A 21,118-nucleotide genomic window follows, 5' to 3' on the forward strand; every position below is an offset into this window, starting at 1 on the left:
AAGAGGTAGGAATTATCTCCCTGTGGTCTTATTTTTACTTAAAAAGGGATAACTTAATGTAATATCATTAGTCGGCAATTTACAGACAGCTTATAGATAAAAGGGTTTTTGCCGACTTATTTTACCGATTTAACGTATCCTACTTCAGGAGTTTTCTTAAAACTTAGTTTTTAAAAATAGCGAAATGGAGAAAGGACGATTTAAACACCCACATGCTACTTCAGAGGAACACCAGAGCGCTATAAAACGAACTAATTTTAACGCTTACTATAATCCCTATTATTCAAGTTTGCTTCGTCTGCAATAAAAGCCTTGAATCAGAAATGATCCGAAATAGCGACTAATCTCCGTAAAACCACACTCATGAAGGAGTTCAACCATTTGCTTATCAGAAATGACCTCTGTGCCCTTGCCAAAGTTTTGGGCAAAATCTAAAAATTCCTGCTCTGATACACCGTTTCCACACATATATTGCTTCCAAGCAGCCATATGCATTTCGAAGGATGTACTTTTTAAGTCTCCAAAAATAGCTGCAACCAAAAAGGGCGCATCTGGTTTTAAGTGTTTTGCAATGTTTTTTAAGAACTTACGTTTATTGTCGATTCCCTTAATAAAATGAAGAACAAGTAAACAGGTTGCACCATCAAACCGTTCACTGCTTGAAAACTCTTCCCATTCTTGCTGCTGAAAACATATGTGCTTATTTAATTCCGCTGTTCTGCTTTTAGCAAGCTCAAGCATAGGCTTTGAGGAATCCACTGCCATAAATGACCACTTAGAATCTGCTCCTAAAGCTAACAGCTCCTGGCCTCCTCCTGCACCAACAATTAAGATTGATTTTTCCTCCTCCTTATTGACTGACACTGACATTAGTTTGCTTGTTAGGTCATATAAAGTGGAGTATCCTGCTATTTTTCTTGATATTTTCTGTTCATATGTAATTACATTTGGCTCATGCCAGCTTTGTGCTAACCTATTTCCCATTAAATTTTCCTCCTAAACTCACATGAGTTTTTTTATTTACCTTCTGTTCAGTTACAATTACAATAAATGATATTGATAATCATTTTCAGTTTAAGGTGTAATCTTATTAAATGTAATCCCAAATTAGTGGGATATAAACTATTGAATTAGAAAGGAGGGATTTAATGGCAACGAATTTTTCATCAGAGACAAACTCTATTCAAGAATTTTTGCATAAGTGCCTAGCTGATTTAAAAAAGAGGGTTTACTTTGATGCAGCGTGTTTTACGACAGTTGATACGGAAACATTGCTTTCGACTGGCGCTTATACCGATGACCTAATAGAAAAAATTCATCCTTATTTGTTTGAAAATGAATATTTAAAGCAGGATTTTAATCATTTTGAAGAGCTTTTAACAACAGCTACCAATATTGCTTTATTAAGCAACACGACAAATGGTGTGCTTGAACAGAGTGAACGATTCCGCGAAATTCTTTCTCCCGCAGGTTTTGCCGATGAATTACGTGCAGTCATTATTCATAAAGGTAAATGCTATGGATTTTTGACATTGCTTCGCAATATAGATAAAACAACCTTTACCAAAATGGATATAGAGGTGCTTGCTTCGCTTTTGCCACCTATCGCTGTTAACCTTTATAAGCTTCTTGCCTTCCCCCAAAAGCTTGAAAGTGACGTTAATTGGGCGAAAAGCATTATTCTTCTGGATGAGGATTTTCACATTACCTCAGCAAACAATGAAGGATTTTTATTGGCCGACATGCTTCGGAAAGCTGAAAACATTAAAGCAAATGTATTACCACGTCCACTTCGAGCTGTCTGCATGAAAGCAAAGGCATTGATAACAAACAATGCAGAGGAAATGGAAGCAAAGATATGTTTGCATCCTTCTGCTGGTGAATTCCTGACAATTCATGCGACTGTATTGCAATCAGACAAACAGCAATATGCGGTTTCCTGTCAACAAACAACACCACAGGAAATTCTAATTAAAACATCAGGCTATTATGGGCTCTCAGACAGGGAAAAACAACTAATATTCCATTTACTTCATGGTGATTCCACTAAAGAAATAGCGGCAGCGCTTTTTATTTCACCACACACTGTGCAGGATCATTTGAAGTCGATTTTCGTAAAAACGGGTACAACGACTAGAGGTGAATTAATATGGGTGCTACTTAATAAGTATAATTTCTCCATATAAAAAAAGACTTCACAAAAGTGAAGTCTTTTTTAGGATAGCTTATATTTTAAACAGTCATTTTCCAGTTTGAAAAAGCCAACCAGTTTTCTTTTTGTTTATAATCTGGCATTATTTTTCCTACAAGACGCCAAAACGAGCGATCATGGTTTAAATGAACCATGTGACACATTTCGTGAATAACTACATAATCAATCACATCACGGGGTGCCATGGCCAGCTTCCAATTGAAGGTTAAGCGCAGGTTGGAGTCACAGGTCCCCCAGTTCGTTTTACTATCTGTAATTCGTACAGAACGGGGTTTCGTTTTAAAATTACTTTGATAAATAGAAATGCTCTTCTCCACTAAGGCCTTACACTGCTGATAATAAAACCGCCTTAATGCTTGTTTGCTCTTTTCCTCATTTAACTGTGTCACATATATATACAGTATTTCTTGTTCAAATACAACATAATCCTGACTAATAGTAGCATCTTGGACGATTTTTATAGGATATGATTTGCCTAAGTAAAGAAAGCTTTCATTATTTTCATACAGCTTTTCTTGTGGGCCATTCATTCTAGCCTTTATTTCTGCCAATTTTTCCTGGATAAGTTCCCATCTGTTTTCTAATGCTTGAAGTATTTTTTCATCAGGTGTCTTTTTCGGAGCTTGAACCTCAATTTCCCCATAGCTGTTCATTGTTATCCCGATAGAAGTTCGGTTTTTGTATTTCACCTCATACTTTATAGTCGAACCTGAGTAAGTATGTAACATTTCTCATCACCTGCATAAGCATTTATGCCCTTATCCTCTATATTTAACTGCCAGTCCTTTTAGGAAGTTTCTAGCGAATTTATCTCCGCACTCTTTATAATTTTTATGGCCCTCTTTTCGTAATAAAGCACCTAATTCTCCTTTTGTTACTGTTAGTCCTGCGTTTTCAAAAATATCTAGCATATCATCAGTTGTTAATGACATGGCTATTTTGACTCTTTTTAAAAGAAGATTATTTATATGCTCCCTTTTTGGAGAGGATTGGGCTGGTGGATTAGGCATTCCTGGTTTAGGCTCTTGTACTCCCCTTTTGTAAATAATTAGTCCATTTAAAAAGGAATCAAACATACTTGTTGTACATTGTAATTTGTCGTCATTTTCCTCTTCCTCATCATCTGACTTTGTGAGTATTTCGATCACTTCAGGCACCGTTACGTCAACACCGCCAAGCTTAAAAATCTCTACCATTTCTTTATTCTTTATTTCCAAAGCATATCTTAAGCGAATAACCATATCTTGAATTTCCATTATGTATAAACTCCTTGTATTTAATAGTATCTTTAGTAACTAACAGGTACTTAATTTTAGTATAACTAATACTTCTTCGCAACAACCTGACTAGGTTTGTAAGCTGTAAAAATAATTTGCCTTAGCAGCAAATAATGAAAAATGGCAAGAATGAGTTCAGGATAACTGTTCTCACACCTGCCAACTAAATATATTCAAATAATTGCTAACTTTCTTAAGGTCCTATCAATCAATTGTTTCTTCTATATTCTTCTCGAAATGATCAAGCATTGCTCGTACTTCATCAGAAGTAGCTGTGCTCATCAATTGATTCCTTAATTCACCTGCACCTCTAAAGCCCTTCACATAAATCTTAAAGAAGCGATGTAATGCTTTAAATGAACGTGTCTCTAGCTCTTTAGAATATTTATCATGCAAATCAAGATGCAATCTTAAAAGGTTAAGTAACTCTTTACTGCTATGCTCTTTTGGCTCTTTTTCAAAGGCAAATGGATTTTTAAAGATACCGCGCCCAATCATAACTCCATCAATGTCATATTTTTTTGCCAGCTCCAAGCCAGTTTGATAGTCAGGTATATCACCATTTATCGTCAACAATGTATTTGGGGCAATTTCGTCGCGGAGCTTTTTAATCTCTGGAATCATCTCCCAATGCGCATCTACTTGGCTCATCTCCTTGCGTGTACGCAGATGAATCGACAGATTAGCAATATCTTGTTTGAAGATATGTGTCAACCAGTCACGCCATTCGTCTAGTTCAGTATAGCCAAGTCTAGTTTTCACGCTAACAGGTAATCCTCCTGCTTTTGCTGCTTGGATGATTTCTGCAGCAACATCAGGACGGAGGATAAGACCGCTCCCCTTACCCTTAGATGCCACATTCGGTACAGGACAGCCCATATTGATATCGACGCCCCGAAATCCAAGTTCTGCCATCCCAATACTCATTTGGCGGAAATTCTCAGGTCTATCTCCCCATATATGTGCAACCATTGGCTGTTCATCCTCTGTAAAAGTCAAACGGCCACGCACACTTTGCTTCCCATCTGGGTGACAATAGCTCTCTGTATTTGTAAACTCTGTGAAGAATACATCTGGTCTAGCTGCTTCACTTACTACATGACGGAAAACAACATCCGTCACCTCTTCCATTGGTGCAAGTACAAAAAATGGTCGTGGTAGGTCACGCCAAAAATTATTTGTCATAGTCATATTCAAATCCTCTCTCAGGTTTGGGATATTATGTTAGTTTTGTCCTATCTATATTAAAAAATCAAACATGTTTTTTCTTATCTATCACTTATACCATGCTTTAATACTTATTATCAATGAATAGGTAATCTACTATCAACAAATAAAAAACGCTCCTTACAAAGTGTAAGAAACGTTCATTTCACTGTAATAGCATACAGTCAAGTTAATACCGGTGGCCGGGGTCGAACCGGCACTCCAGAGGAACACGATTTTGAGTCGTGCGCGTCTGCCAATTCCGCCACACCGGCATAATTGGAGCGGGTGATGAGAATCGAACTCACGACATCAGCTTGGAAGGCTGAGGTTTTACCATTAAACTACACCCGCGAATTAAATAATGGCGGTCCGGACGGGACTCGAACCCGCGACCTCCTGCGTGACAGGCAGGCATTCTAACCAGCTGAACTACCGGACCATATATAATTTTCAAGTAAAAATGGAGGAGGAAAGGGGATTCGAACCCCTGCGCGGTTTGACCCGCCTGTCGGTTTTCAAGACCGATCCCTTCAGCCGGACTTGGGTATTCCTCCGTTTTGGTGGAGCCTAGCGGGATCGAACCGCTGACCTCCTGCGTGCAAGGCAGGCGCTCTCCCAGCTGAGCTAAGGCCCCAAAACGTAAATCTATATGGCGCGCCCGAAAGGAGTCGAACCCATAACCTTCTGATCCGTAGTCAGACGCTCTATCCAATTGAGCTACGGGCGCATTTTTTTAAATTTATAAGTAATTCTGGAGCGGAAGACGGGGTTCGAACCCGCGACCCCCACCTTGGCAAGGTGATGTTCTACCACTGAACTACTTCCGCATATTAAAATTAATTGGTGCGGGTGAAGGGAGTCGAACCCCCACGCCTTGCGGCGCTAGATCCTAAGTCTAGTGCGTCTGCCAATTCCGCCACACCCGCAAATTAATTTATCAATGGTGCCGACGAGAGGACTTGAACCCCCAACCTACTGATTACAAGTCAGTTGCTCTACCAATTGAGCTACATCGGCATATATGGTGGAGGATGACGGGATCGAACCGCCGACCCTCTGCTTGTAAGGCAGATGCTCTCCCAGCTGAGCTAATCCTCCGAATATTGGTGACCCATACGGGATTCGAACCCGTGTTACCGCCGTGAAAGGGCGGTGTCTTAACCGCTTGACCAATGGGCCATATTTTCATTTTCCATTGCTGATTCATCGTTTATTTCGTTTGTTGTTTCAGCGACAAGGATTATTATATAAAGTAATAAACAAATCGTCAATACGTTTTTTAATATTTTTTTATTTTTTTTGAAGTTATTCTTATAAATGCTGTTTAAGCTTAATAATTATAACAAAAAAGAGGCTGGGACAAAACAAAAGATAAGCTTTCTAAACACGAATAATAGAATTACAACTAAAATTTGAAAAATGAAGGTTGTGTCTAAATAAAATTTTGAGTTAAAGTTAGTTCGTTTCATTGCGCTGCACCCACTCGCTTTCCGCGGGGAGGTATGGAGCCTCCTCGTCTTCGCCTGCGGGGTCTCATCCTTTCCTCTATTTCCCTTAGTAGTCGAGTGGCCTCCGATCCATTCCACTAAAATTTCTAATTTTTTGTATTTAAACTAAAAACAAAAAACCGAACTATTTAATCAATAGTTGATTAAGTAGTTCGGTCTAGCTGGTTCACATACTTATGTCCCAGCCTCTTCCATTCTATCTTATTGTTTGTAAAAAGGTGGAACACGCAGCCATTCATGTTCATCCAAGTATTGTTTAACCGTCATACCTGCAATTGTCTTTTTCAAAATAAATTTTGAAAACAATAAACCGACATCTGCCCGAATCGATTCCGTCAGCCCCCTTGCCCCGTAATTAACACCTGCAGCTAAGTTATAGGAAAGTAGATTAGCCATTTCTTCATCATTCAGCTTAGCACCAGCTGGAATATCTTGAAAATCCCCAAGTGGTTTTTGAGGCGTAGTCGGTGGTAGTGGAACTCCTTCCTTTTTTAAAAATTCCTGCAGCTCATCTCGCATTGGAATATGTATTGTGTCTGTTATATCCTTTATCAAAGACTTCAATTTCGGGTCTTGCGCTAAATTATAGGATATTTCTTCATTACGAAGTGTCGTTTCTGTAGCTAACAAGTAAAACCACAAATTAGAGACTTCCATAACGTTTAAAGGCTTTTTTTCGCCATCCAAAAATGGCGCAAATGCATCATGCATAACATCCATCAGTTTCATATAAAAATCCCACCTATCTTAAGATGTTTTTCTTAATTTTTCCGAAATGGCCAAAAAACATGCTAAGAAAAGTAAGTTTCTATTATTTTTTCTGCTGTCCGCACAGCCAGCGCCTGTGTTGTAAGGGTTGGATTGACGCCGCCTAGTCCATTTACATGCACACTGTTGTCTGCGATATAAAGCCGTTTTACTTGATAAGCTTCACAATTGCTATCGACTACTCGGCCAATTCTCATCGTGCTCTCCATATGAATCATAATACCTGAGGGCCAATTAGAGCGAAGAACTTTTTTTGCTCCTGCTTTTTTGAGGACGTCAGCAGCAAGACCTGCCAGCTTTACTTGCTTCCTCTCCGACTTTTTTGTTGCTTTATAACGGATGACTGGGACAAACCCATTTTCATCAGACAGAAGTGGATCAAGTGTCACACCATTTTGCTCATCGACTTCATCATCTGTTGTCACTAATATACTTAATGACCGCGGGTATTCATCCATCCATTTCCTTAGGAAGGGTCCTGCAAGGCCTCCCTCTACATCCCATGAACTTTTTGAAGGTACATTCTGATTAAAGTAATAACCAGATTCACTTAAACTGTAGAAGGAAGCGGTTAAACCCGGACTTAATCCAGTTGTCTGCAACGCCCCAAGTCCAGGATAGTCAAGCCTTGCTCCACATGTATTCCCAACAAAAGGTCTTATTTCCCTGCTCCCTAAAATAGAAATCAAATCCTTTTCATCAAAAATGCCGGTTATCCAATCCATATTATGTGTTACTAAGCCTTTGCCTACAAACTGGTTTTTTGGCAAGTTCGAATTCAACCACAGTCTTGGTGATTCAATGCTTCCGCATGCCAACACGACTGTTGCTGCCCTTAGCTCCTCCTGCTCCCCTGTCCAAGTATTCCGTACTTCCACACCGGTAGCACGCAGCTCTGAATCAATTGTTTCTGTCAGAATCTTTACAGCAAATGCATTTGGCCTTATACATACATTTCCAGTTTTTAAGGCAAGGGGAATATAGCTTACATTCGTTGAACGCTTGGCAATTTTGTCGACAGACGGACCATGAGGGCACCCGTTAATACAGTGGCCTGCCAACGTACAGCCTTCCATCCACGAAAGCTGCTCATCTGTGACACCAGAAGAATTAAGGATAGCCTGATTTGGGGGAAGAATAGCATTCGGCTGTGGACGATAACCGGGCCATTGTACATTTAATACTGGAGTGAAGTTCATGCCAAGCCTGCTCGCACCATAATAAAATAATTCTTCCTTTGCAGTAGCAGCTGCAAAATGGACAGGCAGCTCTGCTTCAACCTTTTCATAATAAGGAACAAGCTCTTTGTAGGAAAATGGCCATACACCGTCAATCGCATGTGGATATGCTCTTGGACAATTTGCCGTATAAACTTGGGTAGTGCCACCAACGCCTGCTGTTTGCCAAATCATTGCCTTTTGTTTAATGTTGCGAAACCATTGCGCCTTGCTTCGATCCGCAGGACCCCAACGAAACCTTCCAGTGACAAGATCATTCATATTCATTTCTTCCTTATTCAATAGCTCCTTATATAGATGAATATTTAAATCAGTCAAAGCACTGCTGGATTTTCCGCCTGCATCCAGATTAGGTTGGGGCCATTTTTGATTTCCATACCATGGACCTGCCTCTAGCACAAGCACCTTTAAGCCTTTTTCACCTAATTCTTTTGCAATAACAGCACCTCCACCGCCAGATCCAATCACGATAACATCATGCATTGCCCATCACTTCTTCCTCTTATTAGGCATGAATGCTTTAAAACCTCTAAAATCCCGATATGCGTAGGAAGGGCCTGGATAATGTGTCTGTTCCCATCCAACCGGAACGTATTCCAATCTTCTTTTCTCAGGAGGAAGTGTAGCAGAGCTTCCATAACCAGTCCATTCAGAGTAAAATCCAAATAATGTTAGTTGATTTAATACATCCATCATATTCTTTATTAATCCAAGATTATCTTTGTAAGGCAAACTTAAATGCTTTTTATTAATCTGAAGTCGATCTATTATAGAAATTGCCTTAAGCCTGTCTATTTGTGATAAATAGGTAAAAGGTCCGCCATAAGGAAAACCAGACACAGTTAAAAGATTTACATTTTCACCTGACTGTATTAATGCAACAGCACCACTATCAAGTAGTTGTGCTGTTGACTCAGCCATTGATGCAACATTCATTTGACTCTTTATCTTTTGCGACATGGACTGATGCAGTATAGCCAATATATATTCGTAAATCCTAAGTTCTAATGCTCCTGGTTCTATTTTGATTGATACATTTTGAAAATAATACGCTGGTGGAATAACAGCCTGTGCAAGTGATTGAAAGGTTGACGTTATGTAAAGGTCACTGCTTCCTTTCCTAGTCATGGTTAACCCCTTTAAGCTTTTATTTACTCTGTTAATAGTATTCAAGGCTGATTGTGACTATGTCGGGTATTTGCATAAAAAAAGCATAAACAACATTGTGTTCATGCCTTCCGATAGTAATAGTTTTATGCTTAGATTTTTTTCAAGTGTGTATTTAATTGATAGACAAAATCATTTTACCATCCGGCTTTCTAATCGGCCTTTTTTCTTGAAGTTCAGTTTCACTTCTGATACAACCAACCCAGCTAATGTCAGGAGAATGCCCAATGCTGACAGCTTTGTTAGTTGTTCCTTTAATACAATCATGGATGTTACAACGGTAATAACAGGTACCATATAAATATAAACACTCGTTTTAATAGCGCCTAATTTACTGACAGCCATATTCCATGTTACAAAGCAAAGGGCAGATGCGCCTATGCCGAGAAACAGAAAATTAAATAAATTGACTGGACTTGTAAACCTGTTAAGTCCTAGCTTAAAGTCAGATAAAAACAGCGCTGGCAGCATTAGGATAAGACCATAAAGAAAGACTTTTCTTGTTGCCTGAATGGTATGGTAGCCGTAGCTGGAGATTTTTTTCGTTAACACAGAATATGCAGCCCACACAACTGTCGCAGCAATTGCCAAAATATCTCCAAGCGGATTTATTTGAAAATTCGCTGTGCCATTGTAGCTGATCAGGAATATTCCCATCATCGCCATGGCAAAGCCGGCAAAGAAATTCACCTTTAATGACTCATCCTTTAAAAACAGCATCGTAAGCAGTGCTGTTGAAAATGGCACCATCCCGCTGATGACACCGACATTGGAAGCCAAAGTCATCGTTAAAGCGATATTTTCGAGAAGATAATATAATGTTACGCCACATAAACCAGCACATATAAACAGTAGTTCATGCTTTTTATGCTGGAGTTTCATTCTGTATGGAAATATAATCAGCAATACGACAAACCCAAGTACAAAGCGAAAGAACAAAATCTCAATTGGTGTAAAATCAATCAGCAGCAGCTTTGTTGAAATAAACGTAGTTCCCCAAATTAAAATAGTCACAAGTGCTGCGATATGACCATTTGATGCATAATTTCTCATTGTAATGTCCTCTTATTCTTTTATATTCAGGCTTGCTTCTTTTCTCTATAAATGTCGCGATATTGGCCTGGTGTTAAACCGATAAATTCTATAAAAAAATTACTAAAATGACTTTGATCAGCAAAGCCTATCTCCACTGAAACATCTAGTGGCTTCATGCCATGCTCAAGCAGTTTTTTTGCTTGATTAATTCGGACTGTTTGCAAGTATCTATAAGGAGTTATTCCAAGCTTGCGGGTAAATGACCGCAAAAAGGTATATTTGTTCATGCTACCTACACTTGCTAAGTCATCTAAAGTTAAATGGTTTTTATAGTTTTCTTCTATGTATCTGCAAACAGCATCAAGACGTTTATCAGCTGTACTCGCTTTTCTGTCCTCTGGAGCTGAACTCCATTCTTTTATTAAGTATTCCATCAAAAAATAAAAGCTTTCTTCCTTTTCAAGACCATTTTCATTTTTCATTATCATCTCATGTAATTCCTTTAATAACGATGCATAACTCGTTTTAACAAGTACAGGTGAAGTGAAATACGGAAGATAATCCTTACCCATAATTTCCTTGGCCACCTTAGCCATTATTTCTGGATTGATATTAAGACAGCGATAATCTAATGCAAGATAGTCAACTTGTTCACATGCATGGTTATCAAGTGGATTGAAAATGACCATATCCCCTTTATTGATAAGATATTCCTTATGCTTACATGTCAGTTTTCTTTGTCCGTTCTCTATAAACCCTATTACATAATATTCATGAAAATGGTTTGGGAATTTCTGCATGATTCCATTAAAGTGATATGCCTCAATCTGCAGCTTTTCATCATATGTTACAGTCCTTTTCTCCCTGCTCATTAGTAATTCTCCTTTCCATATGCTTATCATGAAACAAGTGTAGCATAGTTGATTGCGGACACTCTTGTATGATATTGACAATTCACATAAAAAAAGCCTTGCTGAGTAAAAAGCAAAGCGACAAAATTTGTATTAGGTTAGAGCTGGAATTTTTCCTTGATGATTAAAGCAACTTCAGCAGGACTTTTGGTTGTATTATTAATCTTTAAATAATTTTCCATATGCAGCTCCCCTTCATTCGAATTTAAACGATACTTCTCAAGGGAGCTTTTAAGCTCAGCTTCCGACCAGTCTACATTCCTTTTTGTCGGTTTATGTTCAAGCCTGTTGGGAGTTTTGTTTCTTAGCAGCCGCTCCTTTAGGTCTGCCTCCAATTCAACATAATAAACGGTGCCGCCTTGCTTTTTAAAGATATCACTGATTTTTTCAACATACTCCCAATCCTCTTGCAGGTTAAATGCCCAAACATAGGTGAAAATTAATCCATGGAGATTACTCTTTGCAACTGATTCGAAAATTTCCTGCCGAAACAAATGGACAAGACGGTTGCCTTCTGCGGTTCCATACCCAAAAAAATTACTTACTAAATCAATCGACATATGATTATGAAAAAGCTTTAACTCTGTTAATGCTGCTAGTTCCTGGCCAACAGTCATTTTACCAACAGCCTGCGGACCGAATATTAAAACAAACTTCATTTGTTACTCCTTTCCAGATTCCCTTAATAAGAAAAATCCTCTACTACATGATATTAGGAGAACATGGCACTCAACCACTCGATTTTTTTTATAAATTTCTTAAACTGGAGACCAATGTACTTAACTAGAAAAAAGTGCTAGTTACACAGGCTGACCTGGAAGACCCTTCCCCCACACCTGTTTAAATGTGCTGATCCTTTCCATTCCAGTGATGAGCGGTTTTGCTTGCAGAATCAACGATTGGACTGCTTCAAGTGATAAAGAAGCTTCATGAGCGTCTTTATCTGTCCATACTTCATAAACATAAACACTATCAAGCTCTGTGTCTGAAAGATTGATTGTATACAGCTCACAGCCTTCCACAGCCTCCATGGAGGAAGCGGCTTCCATTAAAATTGCTGCAAGCATATCTCTATTCTCAGGTTTTGCTGTAAACTTACCGTACAATCCGAATTTATCCATGATATCTTCCTTCTTTCTCTCTAATTTAATTGAAATCTGACTAGTAGAACAAGCCGTCTTTCTCACGTCTTAATCGCTTCACAAGAATGTACTGACTGCTTTCCTTTATCGTATGCTCTTTTATAACACCTGCAATCTCATACCCGTGCTTGCGATAAAATTCGGGGGCTTGAAAACTAAAAGTATCAAGTTGAATATGGCTGCATTTGTATTCAAGCGCACACTCCTCGATTTTCTGCAAAAGGCCGCTCCCACACCCACACCCTCTGATTGTCTCATCAACCCATAATGATTCAATTTGCAGGTGATGCCAAAACATTACTGCAGTAATCCCGCCTATAATTTGGTCGTTATCATCTCTAGCAGTAAAACAAATTTTGTTAACAGGATGTTTTATAGTGTCAGGCAATTTTGACAGATTATATTCAACCACTCTCTTCCGAAGAAAATCACTGTTTTCAGAATAATCTTCCCTGCAAATGTTCATTCTATTTTCCTCCCTTCATCAATTTGTATTTTACGAAAATTTTATCACTTTAGTTTGTTAACGCTTACCAATAACTTGATTTAAGAAGCAGCTTCTTCGTTTATTCCTACTATTAGCCATTACCCTCCTAATCCGCTTCATTAACCAGCTTATCTAGTTTTGAGTAATGGTTTTCTACATTTTTTTAATACATTCTTTCGTTTGATTTTACATGGAATAATTCTCCACTTATTCCCTTTATCCCTTCTTATCCTTCATGCAAAATACAAAAAAATAAGAGGTGTGAACAAAAATAACCTATCTGAATATTAATTAATTTCCAGTTACTTTTTCAAAATGGCAGAAATATAGTTTAGATGATATTTAATACAGATAGGTAAGGGTTTGAGGTTATCGCTCCCTTTTCCCCCTGTTCACACCGTACGTGCGACTTTCACCGCATACGGCGTTCCAACTAAACCAATTTATTGTTTTCTATGTATTTAAGCAGTTAGAGTGCTGGATTCCAATGTTAGATAATTTCATTTTGACATTTTAATCGTAGTTTATTTACTTTTTCTTTCTGCTTTCTATCTAGATTTAAAGATTGTAAAAGATTTTTTATTTTAACTTTGTCTCTTAGATGTATCAACTGATGTATTGCTTTATGAACAACAATCAAGTTTGAATAACTGTCATCTCTGGACAGTGAAAAAGGAGTTATATGATGGCAGTGCCATTCATTAATTCCTAACTTTTCATCTAATATGGCACATTTTCCATATTGTGCGATAAACTTACTGATTCTGTTGTCATTGTACTCAATTGTTCTGTTTGGAATGTAGTTTTTCATGATATAAGAGAGCGTTGTTTTATCAATAGCTTTCAGGCTATTGTGTATTTTATCTCTACCTTCGGTAGTAAAGTTACAAATCGTTTGCGAGAAACACAGTGGAGTTCTCCAACGCTGGGCATGTATGGGGACAAATACCATCTGTTGTATCTTAAATAGTCTCACATTATAACCCTTGTACCTCTTCTGTAAGGTTTTTGTCATATCATGAATACTTGCCTCTGTTCTAATGTTCTTTAATTGATTATATATCGATTTACGAAGATGAGCGTTTAACTGATTAAGATTAATAGTAATGTTTGTTGCGAAAGCGTAATAGTTTTGGATACCCATAACGACAGTATTGAAATTCCAAACAGTTTCAGCACAAGGTTTTCTTTTGACTACTTTTATAGCCTTTTTAATCTGTCGGGAGGTATTTTCTTTAGCCTTTTTGGACATATCAGACCTCGCTACATAACCAAACCTTGTTTTTCCTTTCCTTACAGCCTTTATTAAGAATCCAAGGAACTCGGAAGAGTTTTTCTTTAGATTTATTACTTTCGATTTCTCCTCGCTAGTTTCCAACTGCAGTCTTTTTCTCAAGAAATCTCTCAATGCGTAATTCATTCTTATTGCTTGTGACCTAGTTCTGCACAGTACCTTAAAATCGTCCGCATAACGGATGATAAAACATTCTTTTAACGACGTTTTCTTTAGCTGCTGATATTTATTACCAGAGGTGGAATAGGTATATCTGCTTTCAAACGTTTCCCATTGGTCACTAACCCACCAATCTAATTCATTTAACACAATGTTAGATAATAAAGGTGACAGTATACCTCCTTGCGGAGTACCTTTAATAGGTACTCCTTCCCCTTCAATCTCTGCTTTAAGTAGCCTAGATATAATGGAAAGAAGTGATTTATCCCTAATACCTATAGACCACATTTGCTTCAAAAGCTTGCTATGATTAACGTTATCAAAGAATCCTTTAATATCCACATCAACACAATGATATAGGCCCGATTGGTTAATGAGAAACTCAAGTCTGGCTTTGGCATGATGCGTGCTGCGATTCGGTCTAAATCCATAACTATGTTTATGGAATTTTGCTTCGCAAATTGGCTCTAAAATTTGAAGTATGCACTGTTGAAAAATTCTATCCCATATGGTTGGAATACCCAAAGGTCTAGTTTTCCCATTTCCTTTTGGAATAAATACGCGCCTTACTGTTTGTGGTTCATACCTTTTAAACATAGATTGAACCTTTGCTATTACATCTTCTACTGTTAAATGCAAAATATCATTAATTGTTAACTTGTCAGTTCCACCAGTTTTACTACCAGTGTTCCTTTTAATGTTCCGGTAGGCAAGTCGTATATTATCTTGAGAACTCATTAATTCTGTTAATTCATAGAAGCTATGACCACTGACACTTTGAGAATATAGTCTGTCAAAACAATCTTGCATACTATAATACTCGCTGTGCCTCAATTTCTTCCGTTTCAATAAGTTGGTGACTCCTTTCGGAGTTAAACCTCTTTTAGTCTTACGAGAACCTTATTAATCGATAAAGAACTGCCTTACTTGGTTCAATAAATCTTTATTAGTCTAGTGGCTATCCCTCCATGTGGATTAGACATTTCATAGGTACTGTGCCACCACTTTCACTGATATAAAGACAAGTTATGCAGTAACTAGTATCATTATTGCTTTCCTTGTCATCGTTTCATTAGAAGTAAGTCCTCCACGTTATCAGTTTACAACGTTGAGTTATATCTATTATAGAATGAACTTAGGTGCTTCCTTTAAGCCTGTTAACGTTCATACGCCTGTAACGTATCATGGGTTTTTATATTAGTTATTCTTACTCACCCACAGCTAACCTCACAATTTGGTGATATACACATTTCTATGTATCGCAGTTATAGACCCGTACATTCAGAAATTTGTCAGCTTAACCTTTACTTTTAGGTTTTTTCGCATTCTCACCATATTCATTCAACTCAAGCACCATGAATTACACCACTCCATCGAGTAGGCTTTCGTCAGCCGAACTGATACGGTAATTTCTCATGCCTTTTCATCGAGCTTATAACACTTTCATCCTTACTAAATCAGTGCTATTCGACTAAGAGAGAACCCTTCCGAGCGTTACCTCATCATTTGATTCTTTGATATAACCCTTCAGTTCCGAAAGGAACTGCCTAATCTTTACCGGAGTAATGTATCCATCCTCCATTTAAACTAGGAACATTTCGCACAACTAATCTGCCAAATCTGTTAGGCTACATTCCTTGCAGTGACTTTCTATATACTGCAGCAAATTTAGAACTTTCAAGCCTTTTTGTAATATTGTTTCTCTCTATGCTTGTTAAGCTGTTGCTATGGCGCATTAACTCCGTAAACATGATAAATAAATGAGCATCTATCATTCCAGAAGATAAGGCATCTGCCTTGATAAACATAGATTAGCTCAATGTATTGATGGATATATAATGGTACAAAGGCAGTAGGTAGGCATTGCGAAATAAAGATATTATCCTCAATTCTACCTGATACGTGTTTTTTATACGGTTCCAATCAGTAGAAGCCATTTTATCCTCCCTCCTTTATATAAAAAGACAGCACTGCGATGCAGTACTGTCATTTAAACCAATCGGCTTGCTCCATATGAACAAAGGGAATGTCTGTATCAATAAATCCTTCTACTTTTTCAATCAGTAAATTCTCGCCATCGAGCCACTTTGCAAAATCGAATTCAATTGGCTTTTGATCACCGCCAAGTACAAACCACGCTTTTTGAGTTTTTGGAAAATAAGCAGAGGTATGGATTGTTCCAGCCCAAGCCCCATACAGCTTGGAGAATATGCCTGAATCACTGCCATTCAGCAGCTTAAATGCTGCTTCTCCATCCAAATTACCAGTTTGATTTTCCTCGATAATTTCCAATCTTCTTTTTGAATCATTCAAAACATGACGATTTTCTTCTGTCATGATATTAAAATGATTTGTGCACGAGTACCCTCTTCTGACCTCTACCCGTCTTGGGGAGGTTTCGACAATGAATGGAGTGTCACAGCTTTTATCAAACAGTACATAGCTAAAGGAATGACGGTGCGGAATTTCCTTCAGCAAATCAGCCGCTTCTTCGGCAGAGCCGCAAAGCTCTAAAATAAGCCTTCCGATCATATTGCACACAAAGCCAGTACCAGGGCGTTTTCGATTCATAAAATTATAGCCCATCGTCAAGCCTTTTTCATTCATGCCGTCCATTCGCCCTGTTCCTCTTTGGCTAGGGCCGATAATCGCATTCCCCCCGTCTGTCGGTTTAAAAATTGTATATCTGCCGTCATAGGTTTTTGGATGATAATCATAATTACGGATTAAATAATCATTTCCGACATAAATGGAACAGCCTGACTTGTCAATATCAAGACGGTAGCCGCAGAATTCCAAAAGCACCCGTTCCATCGGCCAGCCTAATGCATCACGAAACCCTTCCAACTCCTCCCAGATAAGCGGGGCAAATCTAGCAAAAATCTGCCTTGTTTCTTCTACATCTATCGAAAATTTTGGCTTTCTTACCTTCCATTGTTTTTCTCTGTTTTTTACTAGTATAGAGTCCTTGAAATACTCACCCTGTTTAAAGCCAAAATTATAATGTGTCCCCCGAAATTGCATAACATCTGCATAAACTTTTTTCATTATGTATCCTCCCATCTGTTCTATATTTTAGGATACTGGTAAAAGTAGACGATGAAAAGGAATAAGCAATATGAAAACGTGAAAGAGCCAGCCCCAAAATTTTGAGGCTGGCTGCTATTTATACTTTAAACTTACTAATCAGATCTTTTAAGCTTTCTGCCAAATGAGACAATGCTTGTGCAGATGCTGCGATTTCCTCCATAGATGCAAGCTGCTCCTCTGCTGAGGCAGCGACATTTTGCGAATGCATGGATGTTTGTCCAGAAATATTTCGTATTTCTGAAACAGTTGCTGCAACACCCTTAGTACCTTCTGCTAGTATTTCAGATGTTCCCGCCATCTCATCAATTTGCGCTGTCAAGCTTTCCATAAATTCCATGATTTCCGTAAAGTTTGCTTTTGTCTGCCCGACAATTTCAAGCCCTTCTTGCACATCCAATGTGACTTGCTCCATGGAAGCATTTGATTGCACCATATCTGCTTGAATTGTTTTAATAAGTGCTGAAATCTGTGCAGACGATTGCTGGGACTGCTCTGCAAGCTTTCTGACTTCATCTGCAACCACAGCGAAGCCCTTTCCATTTTCACCTGCTCTTGCCGCCTCAATCGCTGCATTTAATGCAAGTAAATTTGTCTGATTAGCAATATCTGTTATGACATTTGTGATTTTCTCAATTTCCTGTGAACGAGAATCAAGATTTTTTATTGCCTCGCCTGTTTTCGCGACAGAATGATGAATTTCTGTAATCTTCTGGACTGTTTTATCCACAAAAACTCCACCATTTTTGGCCTTTTCTGTTGCCTTTATGCCAACAGTAGACACTGATTGAGCATTTTGGGCAATAGATTGAATTCCATCTGTCACTTCCCCAAGAGCATCAGCACTGTCTTGTACATTTGTTGCTGATTGGTCAGCACCATTTGCAACCTGCTGGATAGATTCGGTAATGACTTCTGTAGCCTTGCTCGTCTCTTCTGAGCTTGCAGTCAATTCTTCAGAGGAAGAAGCAAGCTGCTCAGATGTTGAGATGACTTCATTCATCATTACTTTTAAACTGTCCGCCATTTTATTGTAGCTAACAGACAGATTTTTCAGCTCATCAGAGGATTTATCAGAAACACTTGCTGTAAAATCTCCGTTTCCTGCCAGCTCCAGTGCAGTAGTGAGATTTTCAAGTCTATTTTTAATTGTTCTTGTAAATATGAAAATAACCACAGAAGCAATTACAATCACCACAACCAGCACAATAATAAACTTTGTTAAGAAAGCAGATAAAATACTGTCGATCATTGCTTCTGAAGCACCGACATACATAATTCCAACAACTTCTCCAGCAGCATTTTTTAGTGGCTTATATGCTGTCTGATATTCTTTTCCGAGTACATTTGCTTCGCCATAGAAGGTTTTTCCATTTGTAAGTACTGTGTCAATCACTTCTTGAGAGGCTTGTGTACCTGTAGCCCTTTTTCCATCTTTCTGTACATTTGTTGCAATTCTCGTATCATTTAAGAAAAATGTAACTGTATCGTCTGTTTCCTTACCAATCAAATCTACTAACTGGTTGTTATCATTTATAACAGTTTCACCCTTTAAAAGCTTGTCCCCCACGACAGTCCAATCACCAGGGTATTTACTGTCAACATAGTTGTAACCAAGTGCAAGGTCACCCTTCGCTTTTTCTATCGCAAATTCCTTTATCCCCTTTGTAATCTCACTATGTGCCAAAAAACCGATCACAACGGATAAAACAATTATTATAGCAAATACAATTAAATTAATTTTTGTGCCTAACTTTAATTTAAGCTTTAACTTCATGCTTCTTCCCATCCCTTAACAGTTTAGCAAATTATTTTGCTAATGGTTGTATCGGTACAATTAAATAAAGTTTTATAGCTTTTTAAGGCAATAGAAAAATATTGTTGTATAACAGAGGAAAACCCTCCCACAACTTCTATATATTAGAAAAAAAGACGGTAAAAAAGCTTATATATATGCTTTTTTACCGTCTCAGTATCCTATTTATACCATTATTTCACCGTTAAGATGACTCTTTGATAATGCTTTAACTCATGAGCTCCATCATCCTGTACTTCTACGATTATATGAAGAGTATCTCCAGATTTCGCATCATCTGGAACAGTGAAGCTAACAGTATCACTGTCCTTGCCTGTTAGTTCAATCGTATCTGTTGTTTCTCCTTCTGCCAGTTCACGTTGAAGACCAAGCTGAAGACCATCAACAACTTCAGGGACTGTATCTTTTTTGGCTACCTTTGACTCTTCGTACGTATCTGCTTCAAAGTATCTCCACCATTTAAAGGACAGCTTGTCACCATCAGGATCACTGCCTTTCGCATGCAACGTAACCTTCTCTCCCTTTTCCACTGTTAAATCCAATCCTTCTGTGACTTCAACCGTTGGGTTATGGTTTGCATCCTCATAACTTTCTGCCGTCAGCCAATCTGCGCGTGCTGCAAAGTCGCTTTGAATATCATCAAACCAGCGTGTTAAGGAGTACTCTGCTTCGTATCTGTTTGCGTATACATTAAAGTCTGTAACAGTGTTTTTATATACCTTGCTGCTGACAGCATCAAAGCGGCCGCCCCAGCCTCCATATGTCGGATCTTCTAAGCTTCTTAGTCCGTTGTCAATTAAGTAGAAGAAGGATGGAGAATCACCTTCAGAAATAAAATCATATTTATTATATTGAGGGTTTTTCTTTAAGTATTCTTCTGTTCCGCGCTGCTCCTCAAAAAGCTCTCCTTCAATCATTTTACCATCACCCATTAACGCATACATATCCATTAACGGTCCATGGCCGACAATATTCTCTTTATGCCAATCACCTGTCAGCTTTGTGTTCAACTCTTCTGAATGTAATTGCCAAGCGTAAGCGAAATGCCAAAAATTCGAAGTATCATTAATGATGCGGATATCTGGCCAATTTTTCGCAATATACTTGCTATAACTGTCATCCTGATCCAAAATAATGTAAAGCACAAGCTTATCACTTACTTTTGATTTTACACTTTCCCAATCATCTGACTTGCTGTATTCTTCTTCAATTGATTTCAGTGCACGAGCAGTTGTGTTAGTTCCACCCCATGTCTGTACATATAAATCACTGTCGTCATCATTAAGGAACAGCTCCTTTAAAAACTGGGAACCATCTGTTTCTTGTTCCATTTCACCTACATTTGATATATTGCCAATCTTTGTGATGCTGCGCAGATAATCCGGTTTTGGGTAGCCGTCTGCATGTTTTTCAAGATTTGGATAGGCATCCTCATAGGCATCTATCATATTGGTCAGCCACTCTGTACCCGTCCATCTAAATGGCTCAATTCCTTTGTCTTTATCGCCTGCATAATGGTAAACAGAGCTTGTTAACACGATTCCTTCTAAATTCATCTCATTTGCATAAAGTAAGTAGCGAAGAACAGAGTTCATATCATCCACTTCTCCATCTGTAGTAATAACCGTTCTTGCCTTTTGCTTTTCTGCTGTTTTCGTATCTGTATCTGTTTTTGGTTCACTTGCAGGACCGCTTTCCTCCTTACTACTGTTTGTGCAGCCAGCAAAAATAGCACAAACAAGCAGCAATAACACGATTAATCCTGTTCTTTTCATGTCCTTCATCCCCTCTTTCTGTTTAGTAGGCAT

General features: G+C 38.3%; 18 protein-coding genes and 11 tRNA genes. 1 reads left to right on the forward strand and 28 read right to left on the reverse strand.

Annotation, left to right across the window (positions count from 1 at the left end; genetic code table 11):
- Window positions 1-279: 279 nt before the first annotated feature.
- The gene (locus NQZ71_RS14260) at window positions 280-984 is read right to left on the reverse strand and encodes a class I SAM-dependent methyltransferase (RefSeq protein ID WP_317010903.1); all 705 of its coding nucleotides are present in this window, start codon (window positions 982-984) and stop codon (window positions 280-282) included.
- Between the two features lie 164 nt (window positions 985-1,148).
- Here NQZ71_RS14260 and NQZ71_RS14265 point away from each other — a divergent pair, with 164 nt between their 5' ends.
- Complete coding sequence (locus NQZ71_RS14265) at window positions 1,149-2,186, forward strand: helix-turn-helix transcriptional regulator (RefSeq protein WP_275005095.1); 1,038 nt, start codon at window positions 1,149-1,151, stop codon at window positions 2,184-2,186.
- Between the two features lie 46 nt (window positions 2,187-2,232).
- Here the strand turns inward: NQZ71_RS14265 and NQZ71_RS14270 are convergent, their stop codons facing one another.
- From NQZ71_RS14270 to NQZ71_RS14400, 27 genes are all read right to left on the reverse strand, one after another.
- Window positions 2,233-2,940: a M48 family metallopeptidase gene (locus NQZ71_RS14270; RefSeq protein WP_144454648.1), complete on the reverse strand. Its 708-nt coding sequence runs from the start codon at window positions 2,938-2,940 to the stop codon at window positions 2,233-2,235.
- Between the two features lie 30 nt (window positions 2,941-2,970).
- Window positions 2,971-3,468 (reverse strand): YehS family protein, encoded by a 498-nt coding sequence (locus NQZ71_RS14275; RefSeq protein WP_260055653.1) that lies wholly within the window; start codon window positions 3,466-3,468, stop codon window positions 2,971-2,973.
- 225 nt (window positions 3,469-3,693) lie between these two features.
- Window positions 3,694-4,674 carry a tRNA dihydrouridine synthase gene (locus NQZ71_RS14280; protein WP_260055689.1) on the reverse strand — a complete coding sequence of 327 codons (981 nt, stop codon included), beginning with the start codon at window positions 4,672-4,674 and terminating at the stop codon, window positions 3,694-3,696.
- Between the two features lie 215 nt (window positions 4,675-4,889).
- Window positions 4,890-4,970: transfer RNA gene (locus NQZ71_RS14285), tRNA-Leu, on the reverse strand.
- 5 nt (window positions 4,971-4,975) lie between these two features.
- Window positions 4,976-5,049: transfer RNA gene (locus NQZ71_RS14290), tRNA-Gly, on the reverse strand.
- A gap of 11 nt (window positions 5,050-5,060) precedes the next feature.
- A tRNA-Asp gene (locus NQZ71_RS14295) sits at window positions 5,061-5,137 on the reverse strand.
- Between the two features lie 22 nt (window positions 5,138-5,159).
- A tRNA-Ser gene (locus NQZ71_RS14300) sits at window positions 5,160-5,252 on the reverse strand.
- 4 nt (window positions 5,253-5,256) lie between these two features.
- Window positions 5,257-5,332 (reverse strand) — tRNA-Ala (locus NQZ71_RS14305).
- A gap of 16 nt (window positions 5,333-5,348) precedes the next feature.
- Window positions 5,349-5,425 (reverse strand) — tRNA-Arg (locus NQZ71_RS14310).
- Window positions 5,426-5,450: 25 nt separating this feature from the next.
- Window positions 5,451-5,525 (reverse strand) — tRNA-Gly (locus tag NQZ71_RS14315).
- 14 nt (window positions 5,526-5,539) lie between these two features.
- Window positions 5,540-5,624: transfer RNA gene (locus tag NQZ71_RS14320), tRNA-Leu, on the reverse strand.
- 15 nt (window positions 5,625-5,639) lie between these two features.
- Window positions 5,640-5,715: transfer RNA gene (locus tag NQZ71_RS14325), tRNA-Thr, on the reverse strand.
- A 5-nt stretch (window positions 5,716-5,720) separates the two neighbouring features.
- Window positions 5,721-5,796: transfer RNA gene (locus NQZ71_RS14330), tRNA-Val, on the reverse strand.
- A 6-nt stretch (window positions 5,797-5,802) separates the two neighbouring features.
- A tRNA-Glu gene (locus NQZ71_RS14335) sits at window positions 5,803-5,877 on the reverse strand.
- 530 nt (window positions 5,878-6,407) lie between these two features.
- Complete coding sequence (locus tag NQZ71_RS14340; protein WP_144452503.1) at window positions 6,408-6,935, reverse strand: DUF3231 family protein; 528 nt, start codon at window positions 6,933-6,935, stop codon at window positions 6,408-6,410.
- Between the two features lie 62 nt (window positions 6,936-6,997).
- Entirely contained in the window at window positions 6,998-8,695 is a 1,698-nt protein-coding gene (locus NQZ71_RS14345) for a GMC family oxidoreductase N-terminal domain-containing protein (RefSeq protein ID WP_275005089.1), read from the reverse strand.
- Window positions 8,696-8,701: 6 nt separating this feature from the next.
- The gene (locus NQZ71_RS14350) at window positions 8,702-9,340 is read right to left on the reverse strand and encodes a hypothetical protein (protein WP_275005087.1); all 639 of its coding nucleotides are present in this window, start codon (window positions 9,338-9,340) and stop codon (window positions 8,702-8,704) included.
- 171 nt (window positions 9,341-9,511) lie between these two features.
- Entirely contained in the window at window positions 9,512-10,432 is a 921-nt protein-coding gene (locus NQZ71_RS14355) for a DMT family transporter (RefSeq protein WP_317010904.1), read from the reverse strand.
- A 26-nt stretch (window positions 10,433-10,458) separates the two neighbouring features.
- A complete protein-coding gene (locus NQZ71_RS14360) occupies window positions 10,459-11,286 on the reverse strand; it encodes an AraC family transcriptional regulator (protein ID WP_275005085.1) in 828 nt (275 codons plus the stop codon).
- Window positions 11,287-11,423: 137 nt separating this feature from the next.
- Window positions 11,424-11,984 carry an AAA family ATPase gene (locus tag NQZ71_RS14365; protein WP_144452498.1) on the reverse strand — a complete coding sequence of 187 codons (561 nt, stop codon included), beginning with the start codon at window positions 11,982-11,984 and terminating at the stop codon, window positions 11,424-11,426.
- Between the two features lie 141 nt (window positions 11,985-12,125).
- A complete protein-coding gene (locus NQZ71_RS14370) occupies window positions 12,126-12,446 on the reverse strand; it encodes a putative quinol monooxygenase (protein WP_127734400.1) in 321 nt (106 codons plus the stop codon).
- A 40-nt stretch (window positions 12,447-12,486) separates the two neighbouring features.
- Entirely contained in the window at window positions 12,487-12,933 is a 447-nt protein-coding gene (locus NQZ71_RS14375) for a GNAT family N-acetyltransferase (protein ID WP_317010906.1), read from the reverse strand.
- 511 nt (window positions 12,934-13,444) lie between these two features.
- Complete coding sequence (ltrA, locus tag NQZ71_RS14380; protein WP_455710047.1) at window positions 13,445-15,256, reverse strand: group II intron reverse transcriptase/maturase; 1,812 nt, start codon at window positions 15,254-15,256, stop codon at window positions 13,445-13,447.
- Between the two features lie 779 nt (window positions 15,257-16,035).
- The gene (locus tag NQZ71_RS14385) at window positions 16,036-16,215 is read right to left on the reverse strand and encodes a hypothetical protein (protein ID WP_275005081.1); all 180 of its coding nucleotides are present in this window, start codon (window positions 16,213-16,215) and stop codon (window positions 16,036-16,038) included.
- A 178-nt stretch (window positions 16,216-16,393) separates the two neighbouring features.
- A complete protein-coding gene (locus tag NQZ71_RS14390) occupies window positions 16,394-17,455 on the reverse strand; it encodes a C45 family autoproteolytic acyltransferase/hydrolase (RefSeq protein ID WP_260054144.1) in 1,062 nt (353 codons plus the stop codon).
- A gap of 118 nt (window positions 17,456-17,573) precedes the next feature.
- Window positions 17,574-19,271: a methyl-accepting chemotaxis protein gene (locus tag NQZ71_RS14395; RefSeq protein WP_317010907.1), complete on the reverse strand. Its 1,698-nt coding sequence runs from the start codon at window positions 19,269-19,271 to the stop codon at window positions 17,574-17,576.
- A gap of 212 nt (window positions 19,272-19,483) precedes the next feature.
- Window positions 19,484-21,085 carry a DUF1593 domain-containing protein gene (locus tag NQZ71_RS14400; RefSeq protein ID WP_394374112.1) on the reverse strand — a complete coding sequence of 534 codons (1,602 nt, stop codon included), beginning with the start codon at window positions 21,083-21,085 and terminating at the stop codon, window positions 19,484-19,486.
- Between the last annotated feature and the right edge of the window lie 33 nt (window positions 21,086-21,118).

The organism is Niallia taxi, from assembly GCF_032818155.1.
Taxonomy (GTDB): Bacteria; Bacillota; Bacilli; order Bacillales; family Cytobacillaceae; genus Niallia; species Niallia taxi_A.

What these genes read in the sequence shown, in the direction of transcription:
- NQZ71_RS14345 (WP_275005089.1), bottom strand. Translation starts at nt 8,695, where the DNA reads ATGCATGATGTTATCGTGATTGGATCTGGCGGTGGAGGTGCTGTTATT.
- NQZ71_RS14395 (WP_317010907.1), bottom strand. Translation starts at nt 19,271, where the DNA reads ATGAAGTTAAAGCTTAAATTAAAGTTAGGCACAAAAATTAATTTAATT.
- NQZ71_RS14390 (WP_260054144.1), bottom strand. Translation starts at nt 17,455, where the DNA reads ATGAAAAAAGTTTATGCAGATGTTATGCAATTTCGGGGGACACATTAT.
- NQZ71_RS14350 (WP_275005087.1), bottom strand. Translation starts at nt 9,340, where the DNA reads ATGACTAGGAAAGGAAGCAGTGACCTTTACATAACGTCAACCTTTCAA.
- NQZ71_RS14400 (WP_394374112.1), bottom strand. Translation starts at nt 21,085, where the DNA reads ATGAAAAGAACAGGATTAATCGTGTTATTGCTGCTTGTTTGTGCTATT.
- NQZ71_RS14355 (WP_317010904.1), bottom strand. Translation starts at nt 10,432, where the DNA reads ATGAGAAATTATGCATCAAATGGTCATATCGCAGCACTTGTGACTATT.
- NQZ71_RS14385 (WP_275005081.1), bottom strand. Translation starts at nt 16,215, where the DNA reads ATGTTTATCAAGGCAGATGCCTTATCTTCTGGAATGATAGATGCTCAT.
- NQZ71_RS14265 (WP_275005095.1), top strand. Translation starts at nt 1,149, where the DNA reads ATGGCAACGAATTTTTCATCAGAGACAAACTCTATTCAAGAATTTTTG.
- NQZ71_RS14270 (WP_144454648.1), bottom strand. Translation starts at nt 2,940, where the DNA reads ATGTTACATACTTACTCAGGTTCGACTATAAAGTATGAGGTGAAATAC.
- NQZ71_RS14375 (WP_317010906.1), bottom strand. Translation starts at nt 12,933, where the DNA reads ATGAACATTTGCAGGGAAGATTATTCTGAAAACAGTGATTTTCTTCGG.
- NQZ71_RS14340 (WP_144452503.1), bottom strand. Translation starts at nt 6,935, where the DNA reads ATGAAACTGATGGATGTTATGCATGATGCATTTGCGCCATTTTTGGAT.
- NQZ71_RS14260 (WP_317010903.1), bottom strand. Translation starts at nt 984, where the DNA reads ATGGGAAATAGGTTAGCACAAAGCTGGCATGAGCCAAATGTAATTACA.
- NQZ71_RS14370 (WP_127734400.1), bottom strand. Translation starts at nt 12,446, where the DNA reads ATGGATAAATTCGGATTGTACGGTAAGTTTACAGCAAAACCTGAGAAT.
- NQZ71_RS14280 (WP_260055689.1), bottom strand. Translation starts at nt 4,674, where the DNA reads ATGACAAATAATTTTTGGCGTGACCTACCACGACCATTTTTTGTACTT.
- NQZ71_RS14365 (WP_144452498.1), bottom strand. Translation starts at nt 11,984, where the DNA reads ATGAAGTTTGTTTTAATATTCGGTCCGCAGGCTGTTGGTAAAATGACT.
- NQZ71_RS14275 (WP_260055653.1), bottom strand. Translation starts at nt 3,468, where the DNA reads ATGGAAATTCAAGATATGGTTATTCGCTTAAGATATGCTTTGGAAATA.
- NQZ71_RS14360 (WP_275005085.1), bottom strand. Translation starts at nt 11,286, where the DNA reads ATGAGCAGGGAGAAAAGGACTGTAACATATGATGAAAAGCTGCAGATT.